The organism is Halodesulfovibrio oceani subsp. galateae (assembly GCF_055397225.1).
Map to the genome: position 1 here is coordinate 3,812,915 of NZ_AP042453.1, position 17,500 is coordinate 3,830,414.

At 45.7% G+C, this 17,500-nt stretch carries 14 protein-coding genes; 7 read left to right on the top strand and 7 right to left on the bottom strand.

Annotated elements, in window-relative coordinates; all coding sequences use genetic code 11:
* Positions 1–1,665 (bottom strand): FapA family protein, encoded by a 1,665-nt coding sequence (locus ACZ5V1_RS16715; protein ID WP_464389808.1) that lies wholly within the window; start codon positions 1,663–1,665, stop codon positions 1–3.
* 272 nt (positions 1,666–1,937) lie between these two features.
* Here ACZ5V1_RS16715 and murI point away from each other — a divergent pair, with 272 nt between their 5' ends.
* From murI to ACZ5V1_RS16735, 4 genes are all read left to right on the top strand, one after another.
* Positions 1,938–2,768 carry a glutamate racemase gene (gene murI, locus ACZ5V1_RS16720; RefSeq protein ID WP_464389809.1) on the top strand — a complete coding sequence of 277 codons (831 nt, stop codon included), beginning with the start codon at positions 1,938–1,940 and terminating at the stop codon, positions 2,766–2,768.
* A gap of 366 nt (positions 2,769–3,134) precedes the next feature.
* Positions 3,135–3,962 carry an arylesterase gene (locus ACZ5V1_RS16725; RefSeq protein ID WP_464389810.1) on the top strand — a complete coding sequence of 276 codons (828 nt, stop codon included), beginning with the start codon at positions 3,135–3,137 and terminating at the stop codon, positions 3,960–3,962.
* 87 nt (positions 3,963–4,049) lie between these two features.
* Positions 4,050–4,208 carry a rubredoxin gene (locus tag ACZ5V1_RS16730; protein ID WP_160712112.1) on the top strand — a complete coding sequence of 53 codons (159 nt, stop codon included), beginning with the start codon at positions 4,050–4,052 and terminating at the stop codon, positions 4,206–4,208.
* 152 nt (positions 4,209–4,360) lie between these two features.
* Positions 4,361–5,113 (top strand): PAS domain-containing protein, encoded by a 753-nt coding sequence (locus ACZ5V1_RS16735; RefSeq protein ID WP_464389811.1) that lies wholly within the window; start codon positions 4,361–4,363, stop codon positions 5,111–5,113.
* 435 nt (positions 5,114–5,548) lie between these two features.
* On the opposite strand, the gene ACZ5V1_RS16740 is transcribed toward ACZ5V1_RS16735, so the two are convergent.
* The 6 genes from ACZ5V1_RS16740 to hflK all read right to left on the bottom strand — a co-directional run bounded on the left by ACZ5V1_RS16740 (position 5,549) and on the right by hflK (position 14,244).
* Entirely contained in the window at positions 5,549–7,021 is a 1,473-nt protein-coding gene (locus tag ACZ5V1_RS16740) for a sigma-54-dependent transcriptional regulator (protein WP_464389812.1), read from the bottom strand.
* Positions 7,022–7,030: 9 nt separating this feature from the next.
* On the bottom strand, positions 7,031–8,902 hold the full coding sequence (locus ACZ5V1_RS16745) for a PAS domain-containing sensor histidine kinase (RefSeq protein ID WP_464389813.1): 1,872 nt from the start codon (positions 8,900–8,902) through the stop codon (positions 7,031–7,033).
* A 22-nt stretch (positions 8,903–8,924) separates the two neighbouring features.
* The gene (locus ACZ5V1_RS16750; RefSeq protein ID WP_464389814.1) at positions 8,925–10,883 is read right to left on the bottom strand and encodes a response regulator; all 1,959 of its coding nucleotides are present in this window, start codon (positions 10,881–10,883) and stop codon (positions 8,925–8,927) included.
* Positions 10,884–11,117: 234 nt separating this feature from the next.
* Positions 11,118–11,825: a LexA family transcriptional regulator gene (locus ACZ5V1_RS16755; protein ID WP_464389815.1), complete on the bottom strand. Its 708-nt coding sequence runs from the start codon at positions 11,823–11,825 to the stop codon at positions 11,118–11,120.
* A 482-nt stretch (positions 11,826–12,307) separates the two neighbouring features.
* Positions 12,308–13,156, bottom strand: a complete 849-nt coding sequence (hflC, locus tag ACZ5V1_RS16760; RefSeq protein WP_464389816.1) for a protease modulator HflC — start codon at positions 13,154–13,156, stop codon at positions 12,308–12,310.
* The gene (gene hflK / locus ACZ5V1_RS16765; protein ID WP_464389817.1) at positions 13,156–14,244 is read right to left on the bottom strand and encodes an FtsH protease activity modulator HflK; all 1,089 of its coding nucleotides are present in this window, start codon (positions 14,242–14,244) and stop codon (positions 13,156–13,158) included. Before hflK ends, hflC begins: the two co-directional genes overlap by 1 nt.
* Positions 14,245–14,694: 450 nt before the next feature.
* Here hflK and ACZ5V1_RS16770 point away from each other — a divergent pair, with 450 nt between their 5' ends.
* From ACZ5V1_RS16770 to ACZ5V1_RS16780, 3 genes are read left to right on the top strand one after another with little or no spacing between them, the layout of a single operon-like run.
* Positions 14,695–15,114, top strand: a complete 420-nt coding sequence (locus tag ACZ5V1_RS16770; protein ID WP_160712128.1) for a 4Fe-4S binding protein — start codon at positions 14,695–14,697, stop codon at positions 15,112–15,114.
* Between the two features lie 12 nt (positions 15,115–15,126).
* Positions 15,127–16,881 carry an aldehyde ferredoxin oxidoreductase N-terminal domain-containing protein gene (locus ACZ5V1_RS16775; RefSeq protein ID WP_464389818.1) on the top strand — a complete coding sequence of 585 codons (1,755 nt, stop codon included), beginning with the start codon at positions 15,127–15,129 and terminating at the stop codon, positions 16,879–16,881.
* 47 nt (positions 16,882–16,928) lie between these two features.
* The gene (locus tag ACZ5V1_RS16780; RefSeq protein WP_464389819.1) at positions 16,929–17,435 is read left to right on the top strand and encodes a TPM domain-containing protein; all 507 of its coding nucleotides are present in this window, start codon (positions 16,929–16,931) and stop codon (positions 17,433–17,435) included.
* Positions 17,436–17,500 lie beyond the last annotated feature (65 nt).

Below are 17,500 nucleotides of genomic sequence, written 5' to 3' on the forward strand. Positions count from 1 at the left end.
CTAATGAGTTAAATGTTGAGATTTAACTGCTCGCTGATGGTTTTCCAGTTCCATAGAAAGTTTTGGGAGCGGATGTTCAATCGTCAGTGTTTGTCCGTGCATAGTTACAAGTGTACCTGCCGCCACGGAACCGCGTATCATAACGCGATGAATAGGATGTGTGACGCGCGGGGTAACACGGTTGACGATGGATTTACGAATCCGTTTTGCTTTTTGAAGCAACTTGTCTGCCCGTTGGCGCATGGAGCCGGTAAGCTCTTTTTCCTGACTTTTTTTGATCCAGTCATCCAGTTTTGTAATGGATTGCGCTAAAACTGTTTCCGCCTCAGATGTTATTTTGCGTAAAGCGTTCGGTGAGTCTGCTTCATTAGTAATAATAAGTATGGGTGGAGTTCCGTTTTCACCGCCAGCTCCTGCAATGTTAATTTCACTTCCTGCTATTAGCGTGCTGCCAAGCACTGTCCCCTTGTCTGTACAGGTACGGATAGCACTTCCTGCTGTGAGTTCAGAATTCACAATAGAACCGGAGGTCACAATACTATGTGCCGCAACAACATCTGCATTATGCATATGATTGGCATAAACAGAACCTTTAGAGGTTACGCTGCTTGATTTGTTCATGATAATCGCACCGGAAACAAACACATCGCCACCACAGGTGATATTCCCCTGATCCACATTACCGTCTACAATAACGTGTTGCGGTGCTTCTACTGTAAAGCCTGCTGTGATTGAGCCTGTAATATGCACAGAGCCTCGCTTCACAACGATATTGCCAGTCTTCATGTTTACATCGCCTTCAATGCGTAAAACATCGGTGATGGATAAAATATCGTCGCGGATGCTCATGAGTCCTTTGTATTCGGAATAGTACACGGTGTGTCCACCATGTTGAGGAATACCGAATAAATTATCTCCGATAGTTAGTACCGGTTTTTCTTTTCCTATACCTACGGGTGCGGGTTGTTCCATTACAGGTAATGCGTTGCCGTATACATCAAAGCCGTTGGATGATTCCGGTGTTGGCATCTTGATCGCAACCGGCGTGTGTGCAGGAACTTCAGCAAAAAAACCTTGATCCTTAAAATCAATTGGCTCGGATGATTCCTGCATAGTGCGTAATACCCGTTCCGGTAATAGCGGCAAAATTACGGGTGGTTCTTCATGTATGGCAGGTCTTCCTTTGCAAATTGGTACCATACAAACAGGCAACTCATTTGAAATAGCTTTACGCAACGCGGCATTAAAACGAGCTGTATCGATGGGAGCGTTGACGTCTAATTGCCAGAGAGCTGCTGCATAGTTACTGAGCAAAAGAGAGTTTCCTGAAAAATCTTTATGGTAGATGTCACCATAGACAGTCATGCCGTCGTTTGCCGGATACAGAATAGGGCGCACAATAATCTTGTTGTTATCAACATGGAGAACTCCAAGAGCTGTCGCATAAATCTTATCTGTTGCTGTATCTATGGAATAATTATGCAGTTGATCCAGTTCTTCCTCACTGTTTCCAACTTCTGATGTGAGATGGAAATGTTCAAAACGTAATATTTTTCCTATGCAAGTTCCTGGAGTTACAGGCAATAGTGGGTTTCCGGCAAGCTCTATGTATCGGGAAAATATAGATTCTTCTTCAGTGAGAACGGGTTTGTTGTTCTGCGGCATACTATCCTCCGGCACGCAAGGCATTTTGCTAAAATAAGCAAGAATAAGAGTGACTAGTGGATGTTAAAGTATGCGCTATTTTACTCCCCGATTCTATGTAGCTATGGTATATATGTGACTAATATTGATTGATAATAAAAGAAATAGTGTGAATTTGTAGGATGCTGGAGATGATACGTGCTGCACTTGCCTTTTTTAGCAGCAGGAGTAGGTTCAGCGCAGCCATACAGGGTGGCCAGATATAATGATGAATAGAGGTTGGAGATAATAAAATGACTTCTCTTCCTATTGGACTGTTTGATTCCGGTGTTGGCGGGTTGACTGTGCTTAAAGCATTGCGCTCTACCTTGCCGTGCGAAGAAATATTGTATCTTGGTGATACAGCACGCTTGCCTTACGGAACTAAAAGTCAGGAAACCATTGTCCGCTATGCTGTGCAGGCCGCAGGAAAATTAGTGGAACGTGGTGTTAAAATGCTTGTTATCGCCTGCAATACTGCAAGCTCCGTAGCTATTGAGCCATTGCAGAAGGCGTTTCCAGATATTCCTGTGCTGGGCGTTGTAAAGCCCGGTGCTGCTGCAAGTTGTGCAGCAACAGATAATGGTAGTATTGTTGTGCTTGCCACAGAATCAACCATTCGCGGTAATGCCTACCAGCGGGAAATTTTTGCGCTGCGTCCAGATATTCAGGTTACAGGACTTCCGTGTCCGTTGTTTGTTCCTCTTGCAGAAGAAGGGTGGACTGATGGCGACCTCGTGGAAGGTATTGTGGCGCGTTATCTAGATCCGCTGTTTGCTTCCCCGCTTGAATCTGCACAGAAAAAAGCACCGGACACTGTCGTGCTCGGTTGCACTCATTTCCCTCTGCTTGCGCCATCTATTCGTAATGTAGTGGGAGATTCTATCCATATTGTTGATTCAGCAGAAACCACAGCGCAGGAAGTGAAGAAAATGCTTTCAGCGCGCGGACTGCTTCGTAAAGAAACATCGTGCGGCAGAACACACTTTCTTACGACAGATGATATTTCACGTTTTGCTCGAACCGGTAGCTGGTTTCTCGGGCTGCCTATCGAAGTTGATGACGTTGAGTTGATCGATTTGTAATCAACAAAGCATATGTCTTTAAAGGCTGAGGGAACATTTTCTTTGTCGCACTTGTAACTTCTCATGACTTGAGAACAACTAACGTGTCAAAAAGAGTGTTCTTTCAGCCTGTTAATTGTCTTTTTTTCTTTTCCCTCTATCCCTCCCCAATTGTTTACGATCTCTTATATTCCTAAATAAATCGCATAGAAAGGTAGTCCAACTTCGCGGTCAAGGGGGCGTCCCCCTTGCAGGTGCAGGGCAGAGCCCGCCCCTCGGAGAGGCGCTAACAGCATGCCATTCATATCATTTTTTTATGTAGTGTCCGGTGTATACTGGTTGAGACAGACAACACTCAACACGTAATATGGCATTATGGAGAAGAAGATGAGATATGATCGACTGATGCGGTGCGGACGCATCTATGCAGGCGTATTGGTACTGTTTTTGTTTGCCACGTGCAGCTGGGCAAACAGTGCTCAGCAGACTTCACCGTTGGTTGCTGTGGCGGTTCCTTCGGATGCTTCTTCACTTCATTTGCATGCCAAGTATACCCCTATTCCTAGCCATTCGAGAGTGTATCCAAAAACAGGATTGGCGCATTTCACGCCGGAAGCGCAGGGCTTTGTGTGCCCGCCCGGTAAAATATTTTTCATTTCCGCTTTTGGCGACAGCCTTATTTCCGGATACGGACTCGATAACGGAATGAACTCGTTTCCTGTTGTGTTACAGAATACACTGCGAGAACTGGGGTATTCTGTTGTTGTAGAGAATGATGGTGTTGAAGGAAATACAACTGCGCAGGGGCTTGCCCGTTTACCCAAAATATTACTGACCAGACCGGACATCATCATTCTGGAGTTAGGGGCGAACGACATGTTGCAGCATCGGAGTGTGCCGCGCATGAAGAGTAATCTGGCAGAAATGATTTGTGAAATTCAGGAGCTGAATATCCGATTACTATTTACCGGAATGTATTCGCTTCCACATTTCGGAAAAAAGTACGTGGATAAATTTGATGCAGCATTTCCTGATCTTGCTGCAAAATATAATGTAGCATTTTATCCGTTTTTCCTTGAAGGAGTTGCTCTGGATCATTCACTGAATCAGAAAGACGGGCATCATCCTAATGCCGCGGGTGTTAAGGTTCTCGTGCGCAATATCCTTCCCTATGTTGTTAAACAGATTGAATCAATTTGTACGGAAAAGCTCTAGAAGTGATCGTGGATAATTCGCTTGCTAAGGTAATTTGTTCTGTGCATAGTATGCGCCTAAGTAAAAGATTTTCCTCTGGAGGAACGAATGAAAAAGTACGAATGCCCATGTGGTTATGTGTATGACCCGGAACTTGGCGATATAGAAAGCAATATTCCACCTGAAACCTCATTTGAAAATTTGCCTGAAGATTGGGTTTGTCCACTTTGCGGCGCAGAAAAAGAATTTTTTGAAGCTGTTGAGTAATTGATTCAAAAAACGACAAGAAGCGATTTTGATCTGGGATTACAGATTAAAGTCGCTTTTTTAATGTCCTGATATTTAACAGTATAATGATGATTTTGCACCTGACCCGCTGTGTGCTAGTATGTTGCAACGAATACATAGAGGGGGGATTCTTGTTACTATTTCGGAATGCAAAATTTTCTATAGCAACAAAGTTTGCTGTTGCAGCTGCCATTTTTTTTAGTTGCTCAGGGCTGGTAGTGCTTTGTGCATTACTTACGCTTGCTGCGAGCTCTCCCCTTACGCCTATGGACATTTTATGGCTTATGGCTTGCTGTGCAGCTCTTACTGTTCCCTGCTTCTATTACATGTTTAATAAGTTGTGCAGAGGACTGGTGTGTCGTCCCCTTGAAGCGCTTACCCATACTGCAACAGAGCTTGGTAGCGCACCCCTTCCTACCGAGATCCCCAAAGAGCTTGAACTTGATGCGTTGACCATGGCGCTTGTTCGTTCCGGTGAAGTATTCAGCAGACGAATGCAGAATGCCACGGAACGTCGTTCGTATTTTGAATCTCTTTTCAAAGGTATGCCGGGCTATGTGTCTGTAGTCGATACCTCCTTCACCATCGTTCATGCTAACAATGCATTTATGGAAACCTTCGCCATTGCTGAAGGGCGCTCCTGTCGGCATGTTTGCACCCGCGAGTTCCCCGGAGGCAATTGTCCTGTGGCGAAAGTCTTTATTTCGAAGGAACCAGTGGTCGTGACTGAAGAAGGGATGTACCCTGATGGAACGGCTGCGTTATGGCTTGTGAGTGTTTCCCCTGTATTTGATTCCATGGGGCAACTTGCGGCTGCTATTGAATCCCGTCTTGATATTTCTGAAGTAGTTAAAGCAGACGTTACCAAATTATACGGAACCTAGGGCTGTCTTGGACAGGGCTGAAATGCGACTCTCGCCATTGGCGTTGAGCGCTTTGCTGCGTCCATAAGATAGCCCCCTGTAATCGGGGGGGGGATGATTACAGGGGGCAAGATAGGTTGGTCTGAATCTACGCCTCGGAAATTGAACTATAACTGTAGGGGGGGGGAAGTCAGTTATAGTCCGTACCGTATTCAGATCCTAAGCACGACGGTTGGTACGTTGGGGGGGGGACGCCTAATCGCTGGCAATCCAACCGTCTGGTTGTCTTATAGCATCTATCATGCCAAAAAGTTAAGTTTTGTCTTATCAAAAAAGAATCTATAAAACAGCATGTTACGTATTTGTTGTTGTTTGCTTCGTTCTAAGTACTGAAAAATGAGCAAAAAAGTGCGAAATCGAACGTGCGAAAGTGCACATTGTGCGAAATCGAACGCGTTATGAAATCTTTCGATAGAGTGCATATCTGGAAATACCCAGATACTCAGCTGCTTTTGTTTTGTTTCCATCAAATTTTGAAAGTGCTTTGCGAATGACTGACTGAGTTACATCTTCAAGCTTGAATGGCGTATCCGGTAAAATAATAGTGGAAGACGCAATATCAATAGATGGCAGCAGCGGTGCTGAAGGCAGTGATGGAGACATTTCCTGAACTGCTCTTGCTGCATAGGATGATGTGATAAATTCTAAATGTTCCGGACGGAGCACAATGTCGTCGTGAATAAGAACGGCACGTTCTATAGTATTTTCCAGTTCGCGCACGTTCCCCGGCCACGGATAATCGCGGAGCAGGGTATGCGTTTCTGGAGCAATGGAGGCAAAACGTTTCCCTTTGCGTTTCACTTGCTTGCGCAGGAACAAAGAAGCCATTTCCGTAATGTCATTTTGACGTTCCCGTAATGGCGGAAGACGTAAGTGTCCTACTGTGAGTCTGTGATACAAATCGCGGCGGAAAAGACCTTCTTCCACCATCAGTTCGATATTTTTGTTACCTGCACCAATGATGCGGGCAGCAAAGTGCTTCTTTTGCAGGCCGCCTACCCGATAAAAAGTTCTTTCTTCCAGCACACGCAGCAGTTTGGGCTGTAAGTTCAGAGGCATTTCAGCAATTTCATCTAAAAAGAGTGTGCCATTGCCAGCCAGTTCGAGTTTGCCGGCAGAACCACCGGCGCGGGAACCTGTGTAGGCTCCTGCTTCATATCCGAAGAGTTCACTTTCAAACAGTGATTCAGCAATGGCAGAGCAGTTAAGGGCAACAAACGGGGAGTCACAATGGGTTTCCCCGTGGTGAACAAGCCGCGCGATGACTTCTTTACCCGTACCGGTTTCCCCTTCAATAAGAACAGGGACGTCCGGTTCATGATGAAAAATTGTGGCATCGCGGATTATTTCCTGCATTCGCGGTGATCCGGAAATAACTTCTCCAATACCCGATACATTGCGCAACTGAGAGCGCATCTTTTCTAAATCTTCCTGTAAAGATTCTTTGGCCTCAGCAACCCTTTCTTCCATATTCTGCTTCAGGTCTGTATTTTCGAAAAGCAGAGTCTGGTGTTCGGAACTGCGTTCAACCGCCGCTGCAAGTTCCCGTGCATTTATCGGCTTATTCAAATAGTCATACGCACCGTTTCTCAGCGCTGTAATGGCTGTGTCCATGTCCCCATGGCCGGTGATAATGATTACATCACTGCGCTTACTGGTTTTGCATGCTTTCAGTTCTGCAAGCATAGAAAGGCCGTCCAGTGTCGGCATTTTTATGTCTGTAATAATAAGCGGGTAGTAGCTTTCTTTTGCATGATTCAGCGCTGCTACAGGGTCGCTGAACGTGCTTGGCTGATGCCCTAAGTCTGTGAGCACAACGCTCAGACTTTGCAGGCTTGTGGAATTGTCATCAACTATGAGTATTCGCATACAGATCTCTTAAGCAGCCGGAGCCTGTGGAAGTAAAATTTTAATTAATGTCCCGTGGTTATCAGATAGCGGGGACTCAGCAGTAATGGTTCCTTCCCAGCTGGTAACAAAGGTGTGTACCAGAGCAAGTCCCAATCCCATATTTTTCCCGGATTCTTTTGTGGTAAAGAAAGGATCAAATATCTTTTCGCCAAGTCCCTTCAGACCGGGGCCGTTATCCCTGATACTGAGTTGGACGTAATCGTCATCTGTTTCGCGGGTAGTAATTGTAATGCTGCGCTGTCCCTCTTCATTTTCAAGTGCATGAGCGGCATTCATCACAATGTTGATCACAATCTGTTCCAGCTGGATCGGCAGCGCGAGTACAGGGGGCAGGTTGTCCTGTAGTTCTTCGCGTATGCCGACATTTCGGGTTTCCAGCTTGCTTTGCAGTAATGTGAGAGATTGCACGACGGCATAGTTCACATCCGACCGCTGAAGCGGGAATGAGCCTTGATGGCTTACAAGTGAGCGCATGTGCGTGATGATGTCTTCAATGGTTCCGGTTTCTCGTAAAATCCACCCAAGACGTTCCTGCAAAATTTCGGTTGGCACGCTGCCTCGCTGTTCAATCATTAAATCCAGCCCACTGGCATAAAGGCGCAATGCCGACAAAGGCTGGTTGATTTCATGGGCGATACCGGCAGCAAGAGTGCTCATGGCTTCCAGTTTACGCATCTGCTGGGTGCGCTGAGCTATCTTTTTCTTTTCGGTAATATCTTCCAGAAGAATAATCGCTGACGAAAATAATTTGGTTCGATGCAGCGGGCATGCCGTGATCCGGAATGTGGTTTCTGCTCCATCAAGAGTAGTAGAGAATTCGCACTCATGCTCTTTACCATCTAGAATCGTGAGACTTGTGGTTTTGTCGAGCAGGCATTCACCATCTTCATCCAGCGTTGTGAGAATGGAGGGGCAACTGACAGGGTATGATTCATTTTGCAATTTAAACCATTTGCGGAACTGTCGGTTTGCTGCCGTAATATTTCGTTGACCATCCAAAACCGCGATTGCCAGCGAAAGGTTGTTGGTGATCAGGTGATACTGACGTTCTGTGATGGCGAGTTTTTCCTGAAAACGGGTAAGCTGTGTAATATCAAGCCCCATAAGCAGAATGAGCTGTTCCCCGTCCGTATCGGTGAACGGGTAGCTTAAAAAACGGTACGAACGTCCTGAACGTGGACTTTTCCATGCAGAAAATGACGGAGAGCCAGTTTCGAAAACATCAAACGGCGGCAAATATGGATGTGTAGGTGTGCCGGAATGTTCTGCATTTCCGGTGAATGCGTAGTAGCAGGAGTCTCCTGTTGTTAGCTGCACTTGTTCACGGAACGGTTTGTTGATGTACCGTAACGTAAATTGGGGTGTGACTAATGCTACGAATTCTGGAAGTTTATCAAGTATAGCGAGCAGGTTAAGGCGTTGGCGGTCAGATTGCTTTTGCGTGGGATAGATGTCTGAACCCAAAGACAGCGTGCTGCTTATCTGCTTAGTTCCATCTGGTAGACGCAACGGACGTGGATGCACGAGAATAGTTACTTTCTGGCCGTATGTGTCGAGGAAAAATAAAGGAAACGAGCTGACCTTTCCTGCCATCTGTAGCTGGATGTGATGGGAAAGTGTTGAGAGATTTTCCGGCTCAAGGAGCTGTCCTTTAAGGTTTTGAAGAACTTCTTTACGTTCCCACCCTAATGATGACGAAAAAAAACTCCGCACATAGTCGAGGTCGAGACTCTGATCAGAAGCGCACGTATCGCTTAACTGACGCAACAGGCTGGAAACTGCTTCCGGCAACTGGGAGGTCGAATATGATAATGTAGCAGTTGGCAGTAGCTGAGCCATGAGGTCCCCCGACAAAACAGTATTAAGAGAGCTTCTTTATATTGCGCGTAATTTCTTTTGTAGTCTTAATGGTAAGTGCTTCAAGCTGTTGCAACTGCTCAATAGGAATGTGCTTTTCATTCGTTACCGCGGTGTGGACTTGCATGAGGGCGTTGCCCAAACTATTTGCCCCGATATTAAATGCTGCGGCTGCAAATGCCTGACTATGCAGTGCTGCATTATCATAGGCGTTTTCCTGTAAAAAGAGTTTCAATCCATACGGACGTTCCGCTACTTCGTCTACAAAGAGAGAGTAGAGCCTGCATATAAGCTCTGTGTCTTCTTCAAGACGCATTAATGTTCCTTTCACGTCCAGAAGCTGCGTCATGTCTGTTTCTTCAATCTCAGGCTCGGGCTGTGCCGGTAGTTCTTCCGGTTGAAGAACTCGAGCAATCTCACGATAAAACTCAGAAGCATGTATCGGTTTCGCGACATACCCGTTCATGCCAGCCTCAATAAATCGTTCTTTATCACCTTTAAGAGCAAATGCTGTTACTGCGATAATCGGTAAATCTGTTGGGGTTTCGGGAATAGTTCCAGAGCGGATATGTTGCATAGCTTCCAGTCCTGTAAGGAAGGGGAGCTTGATTTCAGTAATGACTAGATCGATGGATTCGGAGGCAAGCAATTCAAGCAGCTCTGCTCCATTTGATGTTACATGGCATGTAAACCCTTTCTTTTCCAAGAGCTCAAGAAGCAGCTTTTGTCCGACAACATTATTATCGGCAATAGCCACCTGAAGCCCCAGAGGGAATTCGGGAATCGGGCCCGGTTCGATTACTTTTTCTTCGGTTTCGCCGTGTTCGAACTGGGCGGTGAAATGGAATGTACTTCCTGCGCCTGCCTTACTTCGCACCCAAATCGTTCCATTCATGAGTTCTACAAGGTCACGGCAAATGGCAAGCCCTAGTCCTGTTCCGCGGATAGGAATTGTTCCTTCTGCGAGTACCTGTTTGTATGGCTCGAAAATATAGTTTTGTTCTTCTTCTGTAATGCCGACGCCCGTGTCGCGAACAGAAAAAAGAAGCATACGATATTTGGAGGCAGGCATATGCTGTTGTTCGGTATAGGTACCCAGTGTTGCAAGATCAGATATCTCAAGTGAGATGCTTCCTTGCTCTGTAAATTTGATAGCGTTGGACAGCAGGTTGGTAATAATTTGCGAGACACGGGTTGGGTCACCCTTCAGTAGTGTAGGAACAAAAGCAGGAATATCGTAGGAAATGGTAAGTTTTTTCTGGTGAGCTTTCGGTGTCTGTGTGCGGATAATTTTGTCGATAAGTTTTTCAAGATCAAACCGCTTTGGAGTCAGCGACATTTTTCGTGCTTCAATACGGGAGAGATCGAGGATGTCATTCAAAATATCGAGTAAATTTTCTGCTGAATCCAGCACCGTCGTCATGTATTCTTTCTGGTCTTTGTCCAGCGCTGTCTCTAAGGCGAGGTCTGTCATACCTACAATCCCGTTGAGTGAATTGCGGATTTCATGACTCATGTTTGCAAAAAAGCTGGATTTAGCACTGTTTTCCAACTCTGCCTTTTGTCTGGCTTCTGTCAGGCGTGCTTCTTCGGAATGCTTAATAAGCGCAATCTCGATGGCAGAATGGAGTTTTCTTGCATCAAACGGTTTGAGAATAAACCCATAAGGGTTTGAAGACTTGGCGCGGTCGAAAGTGCCTCTATCTGAATAAGCGGTGAGAAAGACAACTGGTATTGCATATTTAGCGTTGAACAGATGTGCAATAGCAATCCCGTCCATTTCGCCCTTAAGGTTGATATCCATAAGAACTAAATCAGGGGAATGCTTTTCAGCTGCCTGCAGCGCGCTCTCTGCCGTATTGGCAACAGCACAGACACTGTACCCGAGGGTTTCCAGTGTACCTTTAATATCAAGCGCAACAATGCGTTCATCATCAACCACAAGAATACTTATAGAGGCCATGTCTTTCTCCGCTCTGCCGCACGTGCTGGCATGCGAAAACAGTTTGAGCGCATGCGGCGTATGAGATTTCAAACAGCAATGGTTTGCCATTATGAAGATGTGAATACGTAAAGCTCTTGATGTATATGCAATAAATGCATGTAGTTGTCTAGGCGGAGTATGGGGAATTTTTTAGTAAAAATACAAAAAAAAGGCGGTCAAGATGACCGCCTTTTGCAACCGAAATTTGCGTGACTACATGGTCTGAAGATTCCAGACAACGCGGCCTACAACGTCTTCTGTACAGCGGTCCATTGGCAGGTACTGCTCAGGGTGAGCAGGGTTTTCACTGCGCAGAATGAAACGCTGATTTGCTGCATCTAAGAAGATGCGTTTAATGGAGATACCTTCGTACGGAACGTATACACCGTAAATCTCACCTGAAAGGATGTTGGTTTGAGCAGTATCAAGGCCAACATAAGCCCCTTTTTTGATAAGAGGTTCCATGCTGCAAGCGTCAACACGGAAAATTTGGATAGTAGCACCAGCAAAAGATTGTGGGATGGAAAGTTTGCCAACACTAGTGAAGCGACGTGCCTCTTCACCTTCATTGGTAACTTCAACATTCTGCATGGAGTGAATTGTTACGACAGCGCTGCGTGCATCTGGATCACCAAATTTAGCAGGGTTTTCAAAAACCCGTCCCGCAGCAGGGCCTTCAACAGGCTGGTAGCCGTCTTCCTCTGTACGCAAGTACATAGGGCCGACGCCTTTTTTAAGCCAGTCCGGATTAAGACCAAACTTTTCAAATAGCTTCATGTACCAGTCAGATGGAACAGAATCACGACGCTTTGCGTCAGAGATACTTGATTGGCGAATATCAAGGACTTCCGCCAGTTCAACCTGAGTTCTGGTGTTTGTAGCAAGTTTTATACGTTCAAAAACTTCATCAAAGGTGGACACGTTGTCTCTCCCGCCAAGACGTTAGAATAAGCTCAAGCTTACGGGGGCTAGTCTTGTCGTTGAAAATTGCTGGGTATTGTGAGTAGTGCTGCGGTATGATTGTATGAAACAATCAACGCAGTCTGCGAAACAATAGAAACATTGTTCTCATGCAAAAAACCATCAAAAAACCCCGATAGTAGGTCTTAAGATGACTAAAAGTTTTTTAAACTCTTAGTATATGCAAACACTCTTTGTGGACGGATTTGCAATGCTTTGTCAATATCACGGCGTATGGATATTCATTAAAAATTGTAAACCAATGCTGTGAGTCCTGCTGTGTGATGCCCTAAACTCTTCGTTGTGCGGGAAGTTCAAGACAACATCATTGCATGAGAGGGTAGTGTAAATTGCTGAAAATTTCATCAGAAAAAATGTAAACATAAAAAAGAGCGTAGCGGCATTTTCAAATGATGCTGCTACGCTCTTATGCATTGTTTTTTCTACTGCATTTCTTGAAGGAACTTGTTGTCCGGTGTCACGATAATGCGAGTATTGTTTTTGAAGCTGTCCTTATATGCTTCCAGTGAACGCTGGAAGTTGTAGAACTCTTCATCTTTACCAAGTGATTCTGCGTAAACCTTAGTTGCGGTAGCGTCGCCCTGACCACGGATGATCTCGGACTCTTTGTTTGCTTTCGCAATAATGATTGTACGCTCTCTGTTTGCCAGAGACTTAATAGTAATAGACTGCTGCTGGCCTTCGGAGCGGTACTGCTTTGCCTGACGTTCACGTTCTGCACGCATACGTCCGAAAATAGCACGCTGGTTCTCCGGTGGAAGGTCGGTGCGTTTAATACGCACATCAACAATCTTGATACCGTATGCAGAAATTAATTCTGATGAACGTTTGGTAACCATTTGCATGATGTTGTCACGTTCAGTCGAAACAATTTCAGTAAGCGTGTAATGACCAAGCGCTGCACGCAACTGGGAGTATACAATATCATCAAGGCGTGCCTGAGCACCCGGAATTGTACGAACGGTCTGGTAGAAGAGGAGAGGGTTCACAATGCTCCAACGAGCGTAGTTGTCCAATACAAGAGCTTTTTTGTCTTTTGTAAGGGCTTCCGCAGGCTGTGCATCGTACTCCAGAAGACGAGCATCAAAGTAGATGACGTTCTGGATGAACGGGATTTTGAAGTGCAGACCAGGTCCGTAGATATTATTGTCCGGTTTACCAAGCTGGAGAACAATAGCCTTTTCAGTCTGCTGAACAATAAAGGCAGACTGGAATACTACAGCGACAATAAGAACCAGCAAAATTAGGATAGGAGTAGTTGTTTTTTTCATTACTTACTCCCCTTCATCATGCTGTTACTGCTGTCGTTGAGTGGTAAAAATGGAATGGTTGGAGCAACGCCTTTGTTAGGTACAATCACTTTGTTAACTCCGGAACCACTGAAAACGTTTTCCATAGCTTCTAAATACATTCTCTTTCTGGTAATGGATTTAGCCTGATTATACTCAGCAAGGATTGCAAGGAATCGTGATGCATCACCCTGAGCTTTGCTAACGGTAGACTCTTTGTATGCCTCTGCTTTGTTAACGATTTCTGCTGCAGCACCACGTGCTTTTGGCAGAATGTCGTTACTGTAGGCCTCAGCTTCGTTGATAATACGGCTGCGGTCCTCACGGGCACTTGCAACGTCTTTAAATGCGTCAACAACCTCTTTAGGAGGATGAACGTCCTGCATTTGCACCGCAACAATCTGAATACCTGCTTTGTAGCGATTCAGAATATCCTGCAGCAGCTGGCGGCAGTCGTTCTGAATTTTCAGTTTCCCTTCAGTCAGAGCATTGTCAATCTGGTTGTGGCCGATAACTTCGCGCATGGCGGCTTCGGCAGCACTTTTAACAGTGACAGCCTGCTGGGTAACATTAAACAGGTAGTCCACAGCGTTGCTGATGCGGTACTGAACAATGAACTGAACATCGACGATGTTCTCATCACCAGTAAGCATGAGTGACTCCGCCTTTACAGTACGGGACTGTCCCTGCTGGAAAGACGATGCTTTACCAGTAGATCGGAACCCGACTTCAATACGGCGGATTTGAGACACTTTAGGTTTATAAACTGTCTCAACAGGGTAAGGAAGATGGTAATGTGGTCCAGGGCCAGTTGTGGCAACATATTTGCCGAACTGGAGGACAACACCTTCTTCATCAGGTTGCACAATGTAAATGCCGGATGCGAGCCAAAAAAGAACTACTAGGGCAAGAACGAGCTTGCCCGCAGGAAAGTTAATTCCTCGGAGTTTCTTTAGGCCATCGCCGATCGGGTCAGAATCATTGCCTTCTGGAGGTGTTCCACCCCAGTTAGGCCCTTGCCCCGATTGCCTCTGCCGCTTTTCTTGCAGTTTTTCCCAATCCCAATTCATAATATATGAAATCTAGGGTAGTTGTCTGAATAGGTCAAGCTGCATTCGCCGTAACTATTATAAGTCCCTGTATAAATTTCACTATAGAATTCACGTTTGTGGAGATATAGGGGAATGTGTTTAAGAAAAAAGGTCTAAAAGTGAGCCATAGCTGTGATATAATCCAACATAGGCAGATCACGAATGCGCAAACACAGCTTCGTGATAAATGTGGTAACCTACAAGAATGGTTCCTTAACTGTGCCGGATACTAGACGGGAGTTGGCATAAACTCGACTGCACAACGCGTATGTTTTGTGTTCTTCACATGAAGAAAGGCACAAATAGAAAAAATGTACGTATGTTGAGTATCCCGTCTGTGAAAATATCAAGGATTTGAATGAGCGGCACAGTAATAATAGAGGAATGTGGTAACCCTTTTCTTTAGAGGATAAACAGCAGGTAGTTAGTATGAAAAGACTTGAAGCGGTTCGTATGGAACAGTGTATTGGATGTCATTCCTGTTCACTGGCCTGTGCGCGGCTTGTTCATAAAAAATTGTCATGGAATACTGCAGGAATCCGTATTTCTTCAGCAGGCGGCTTAACCACCGGATTTGAAGCACGGCTTTGTGTGGCTTGCGATCCGGCACCATGCGCAGAAGTATGCCCGACTCAAGCCCTTAAACAGCGAAAGGGCGGCGGGGTTATCGTAAAGCACGACAAGTGTATTAAATGTGGAAAGTGTGCGGAAGTGTGCCCTGTGGATGCGATTTATTACGAGACAGAAAGCGATCTGCCGTATCTTTGTATCCATTGTGGACGTTGCGTGCCGTTTTGCCCGCACAACTGTATAGAGCTGCGTGAAATTCCGACGCACGAAGAAGAATAAGGGAGCCTGATTATGAAAATGGATCCAAACTTCTCACGCGTATTGCATGTAAATCTTGATACCGGCAAAAGTGAAACGTTGATGATCGAAGACCGCCACATGCATATCGGCGGCAGTGGTCTTGCGGCAGTTTTATACGAACGGTACGGCGTTTTTGATGCTCCGGCAGATGATCCGCGCCAGCCGTTAATATTTGCAGTAGGCCCTCTTACAGGTTTCTATCCACTTATGAGTAAAGTCGTGTGCGGGTTCCGTTCTCCGTACACTGGAGAGTGGGCAGAAAGCCACGCAGGTGGGCGGTTTGCTCTGTCTATCCGCTTTGCCGGTTACGATGCGTTGATGATTACCGGAAAGGCAAAGAAGCTGAGTGCTCTTGTTGTTGGCTCGCGTTCCTGCGAAGTGGAAAACGTTACGTATCTTCGTGGAAAAGACGTTTTTGCCACAGGTAAATATTTACGACGATTCGGGAAAAAGAATGCAGGACACCGTTCCTCTATCCGTATCGGTTTAGCTGGAGAACGTGGTGTGGCGTATGCCTGCATCAACGTAGACTCCTTCCGTCATTTTGGACGGTTAGGTTCCGGCGCAGCAATGGGCTTTAAGAACCTTAAAGGTATTATTGTTTCCGGTGACGGCTCTTTCGATTTACCGGAAGGAAAAGCCTATACCGATATGATGAAAGATATTTATCAAGATATCACTGAAACAGGTAAGATGAAAAAGTACCATGACTTAGGTACTCCCCAAAACTTGATTCCGTTGAACGAGCTGCAAGCGTTGCCGTGGAACAATTTACAAAAAACGCACGATGAGCGTGTTGAAGATATTTCAGGCGAAACGTTTGCGAAAAGGCTTTTACTTCGTCAGGCTGCATGTGCAGGGTGTCCTGTCGCGTGTATTCATATTGGTCTGTTACGTCAGCAGTTTGCAAGCGAGCACGAGTTCCTCTACAAACAAGTATCGTATGATTACGAGCCTATTTTTGCACAGGGTAGTATGCTTGGCATTACAACTGCCGAAGATGTGCTGGCTCTGCTGGATGAAACAGAGAAGCTCGGACTTGATTGCATGAGCGCGGGTGTTGCCCTTGCATGGGCAGCTGAAGCAACCGAAAAGGGCATTATCTCCAAAGAGGAAACCATTGCTGATCTCAAATTCGGCGAGATGAAAGGGTTCCTTGAAGGACTTAAATTTATTGCCTCTGGTGAGAATGCATTTTATCAGGCTCTTTCTCGTGGCTCTATGGTCGCTGCGAAGTTGTACGGTGGCGAAGATTTTGCCTGTGTTCTCGGGCAGGAAATGGCGGGCTATGCAACTGGTGAAGTCTTCTTTGTCGCTTCAGCTTACGGCTTCCGTCATTCTCATCTTGATACTGGCGGGTACGCCTTTGATCAGAACAACACTGAGAAGAATGCAGAAAAGGCAATCGAATTTATGCTCGAAGACGAGCGAGGTCGAATTTACATCAACTGCATGATGGGCTGTCTTTTTGCCCGCGGCACATACGGGCCGGAAAAATTAAAAGAAGCTCTTACAGCAGCAGGTTTTGAAAAAATTGCCGATAACCTTGAAGAGGCCGGTAAATATATTCAGAAATTGCGTTGGCAGTTGAAGTGCAAAACCGGATTTGATGTGGATGCCGTTACAATTCCAAAACGCTTTACAGAAGTAGTTACATGGAAAGGCGGAATTGACACCGAGTATATGGACGAAGTAGCAAAGCTTTACGCCACAGCCATTAAAGAAATGGCTCAGTGCGGAGAGTAGATAACAGCCTGCGGCGCGGATAGCACTGCAGTAGAACCGGAGAGCAGATGGGATTTTTTAGAAATAGACGTGGGCCGTTAATCCGAGCCAACTCTTCTGGTGAATTCTTTTTGCGTGCCATGTTGCTGCTGGCGGTATTCGCAGCAGTAGCCGCAGCATTTTGGTATCAGACCGAACATAGTTACAAAGAGATTCGTTCTCGTGGATCTGTGTACGATCAGACAGAAACGCTGACTTCTTCCCAGCAAACTGCGTTGCGTGAATTTGCTTCGGCAATGCGCGAAACACATGGGCTGAAGTTGCGTGTGCAGGTGCGTAATACTCCGGTTGTTCTGCCAGCAGAGCTGGACACAAAAACTGTGTTTATCGGTATTAACCCGTATACTCGTCAGGTTCTGGTTGAATTCCCTCCTTTGCTACGAAAAGCGTTGGGAGCAGAATACATGTACAATTTGCAAAATGTATATTTTACGCCGTATTTTGAAAAGAATCAGTGGCAACTTGGTTTAGCAACAGCACTTCAAAAATTATGGGATGACATGGGCGGACAATAGCCCGTTACCCAAACAACAAATATAAAAAAAGCGGCAAGCCATCCGGCCTGCCGCTCTTCTTTTTT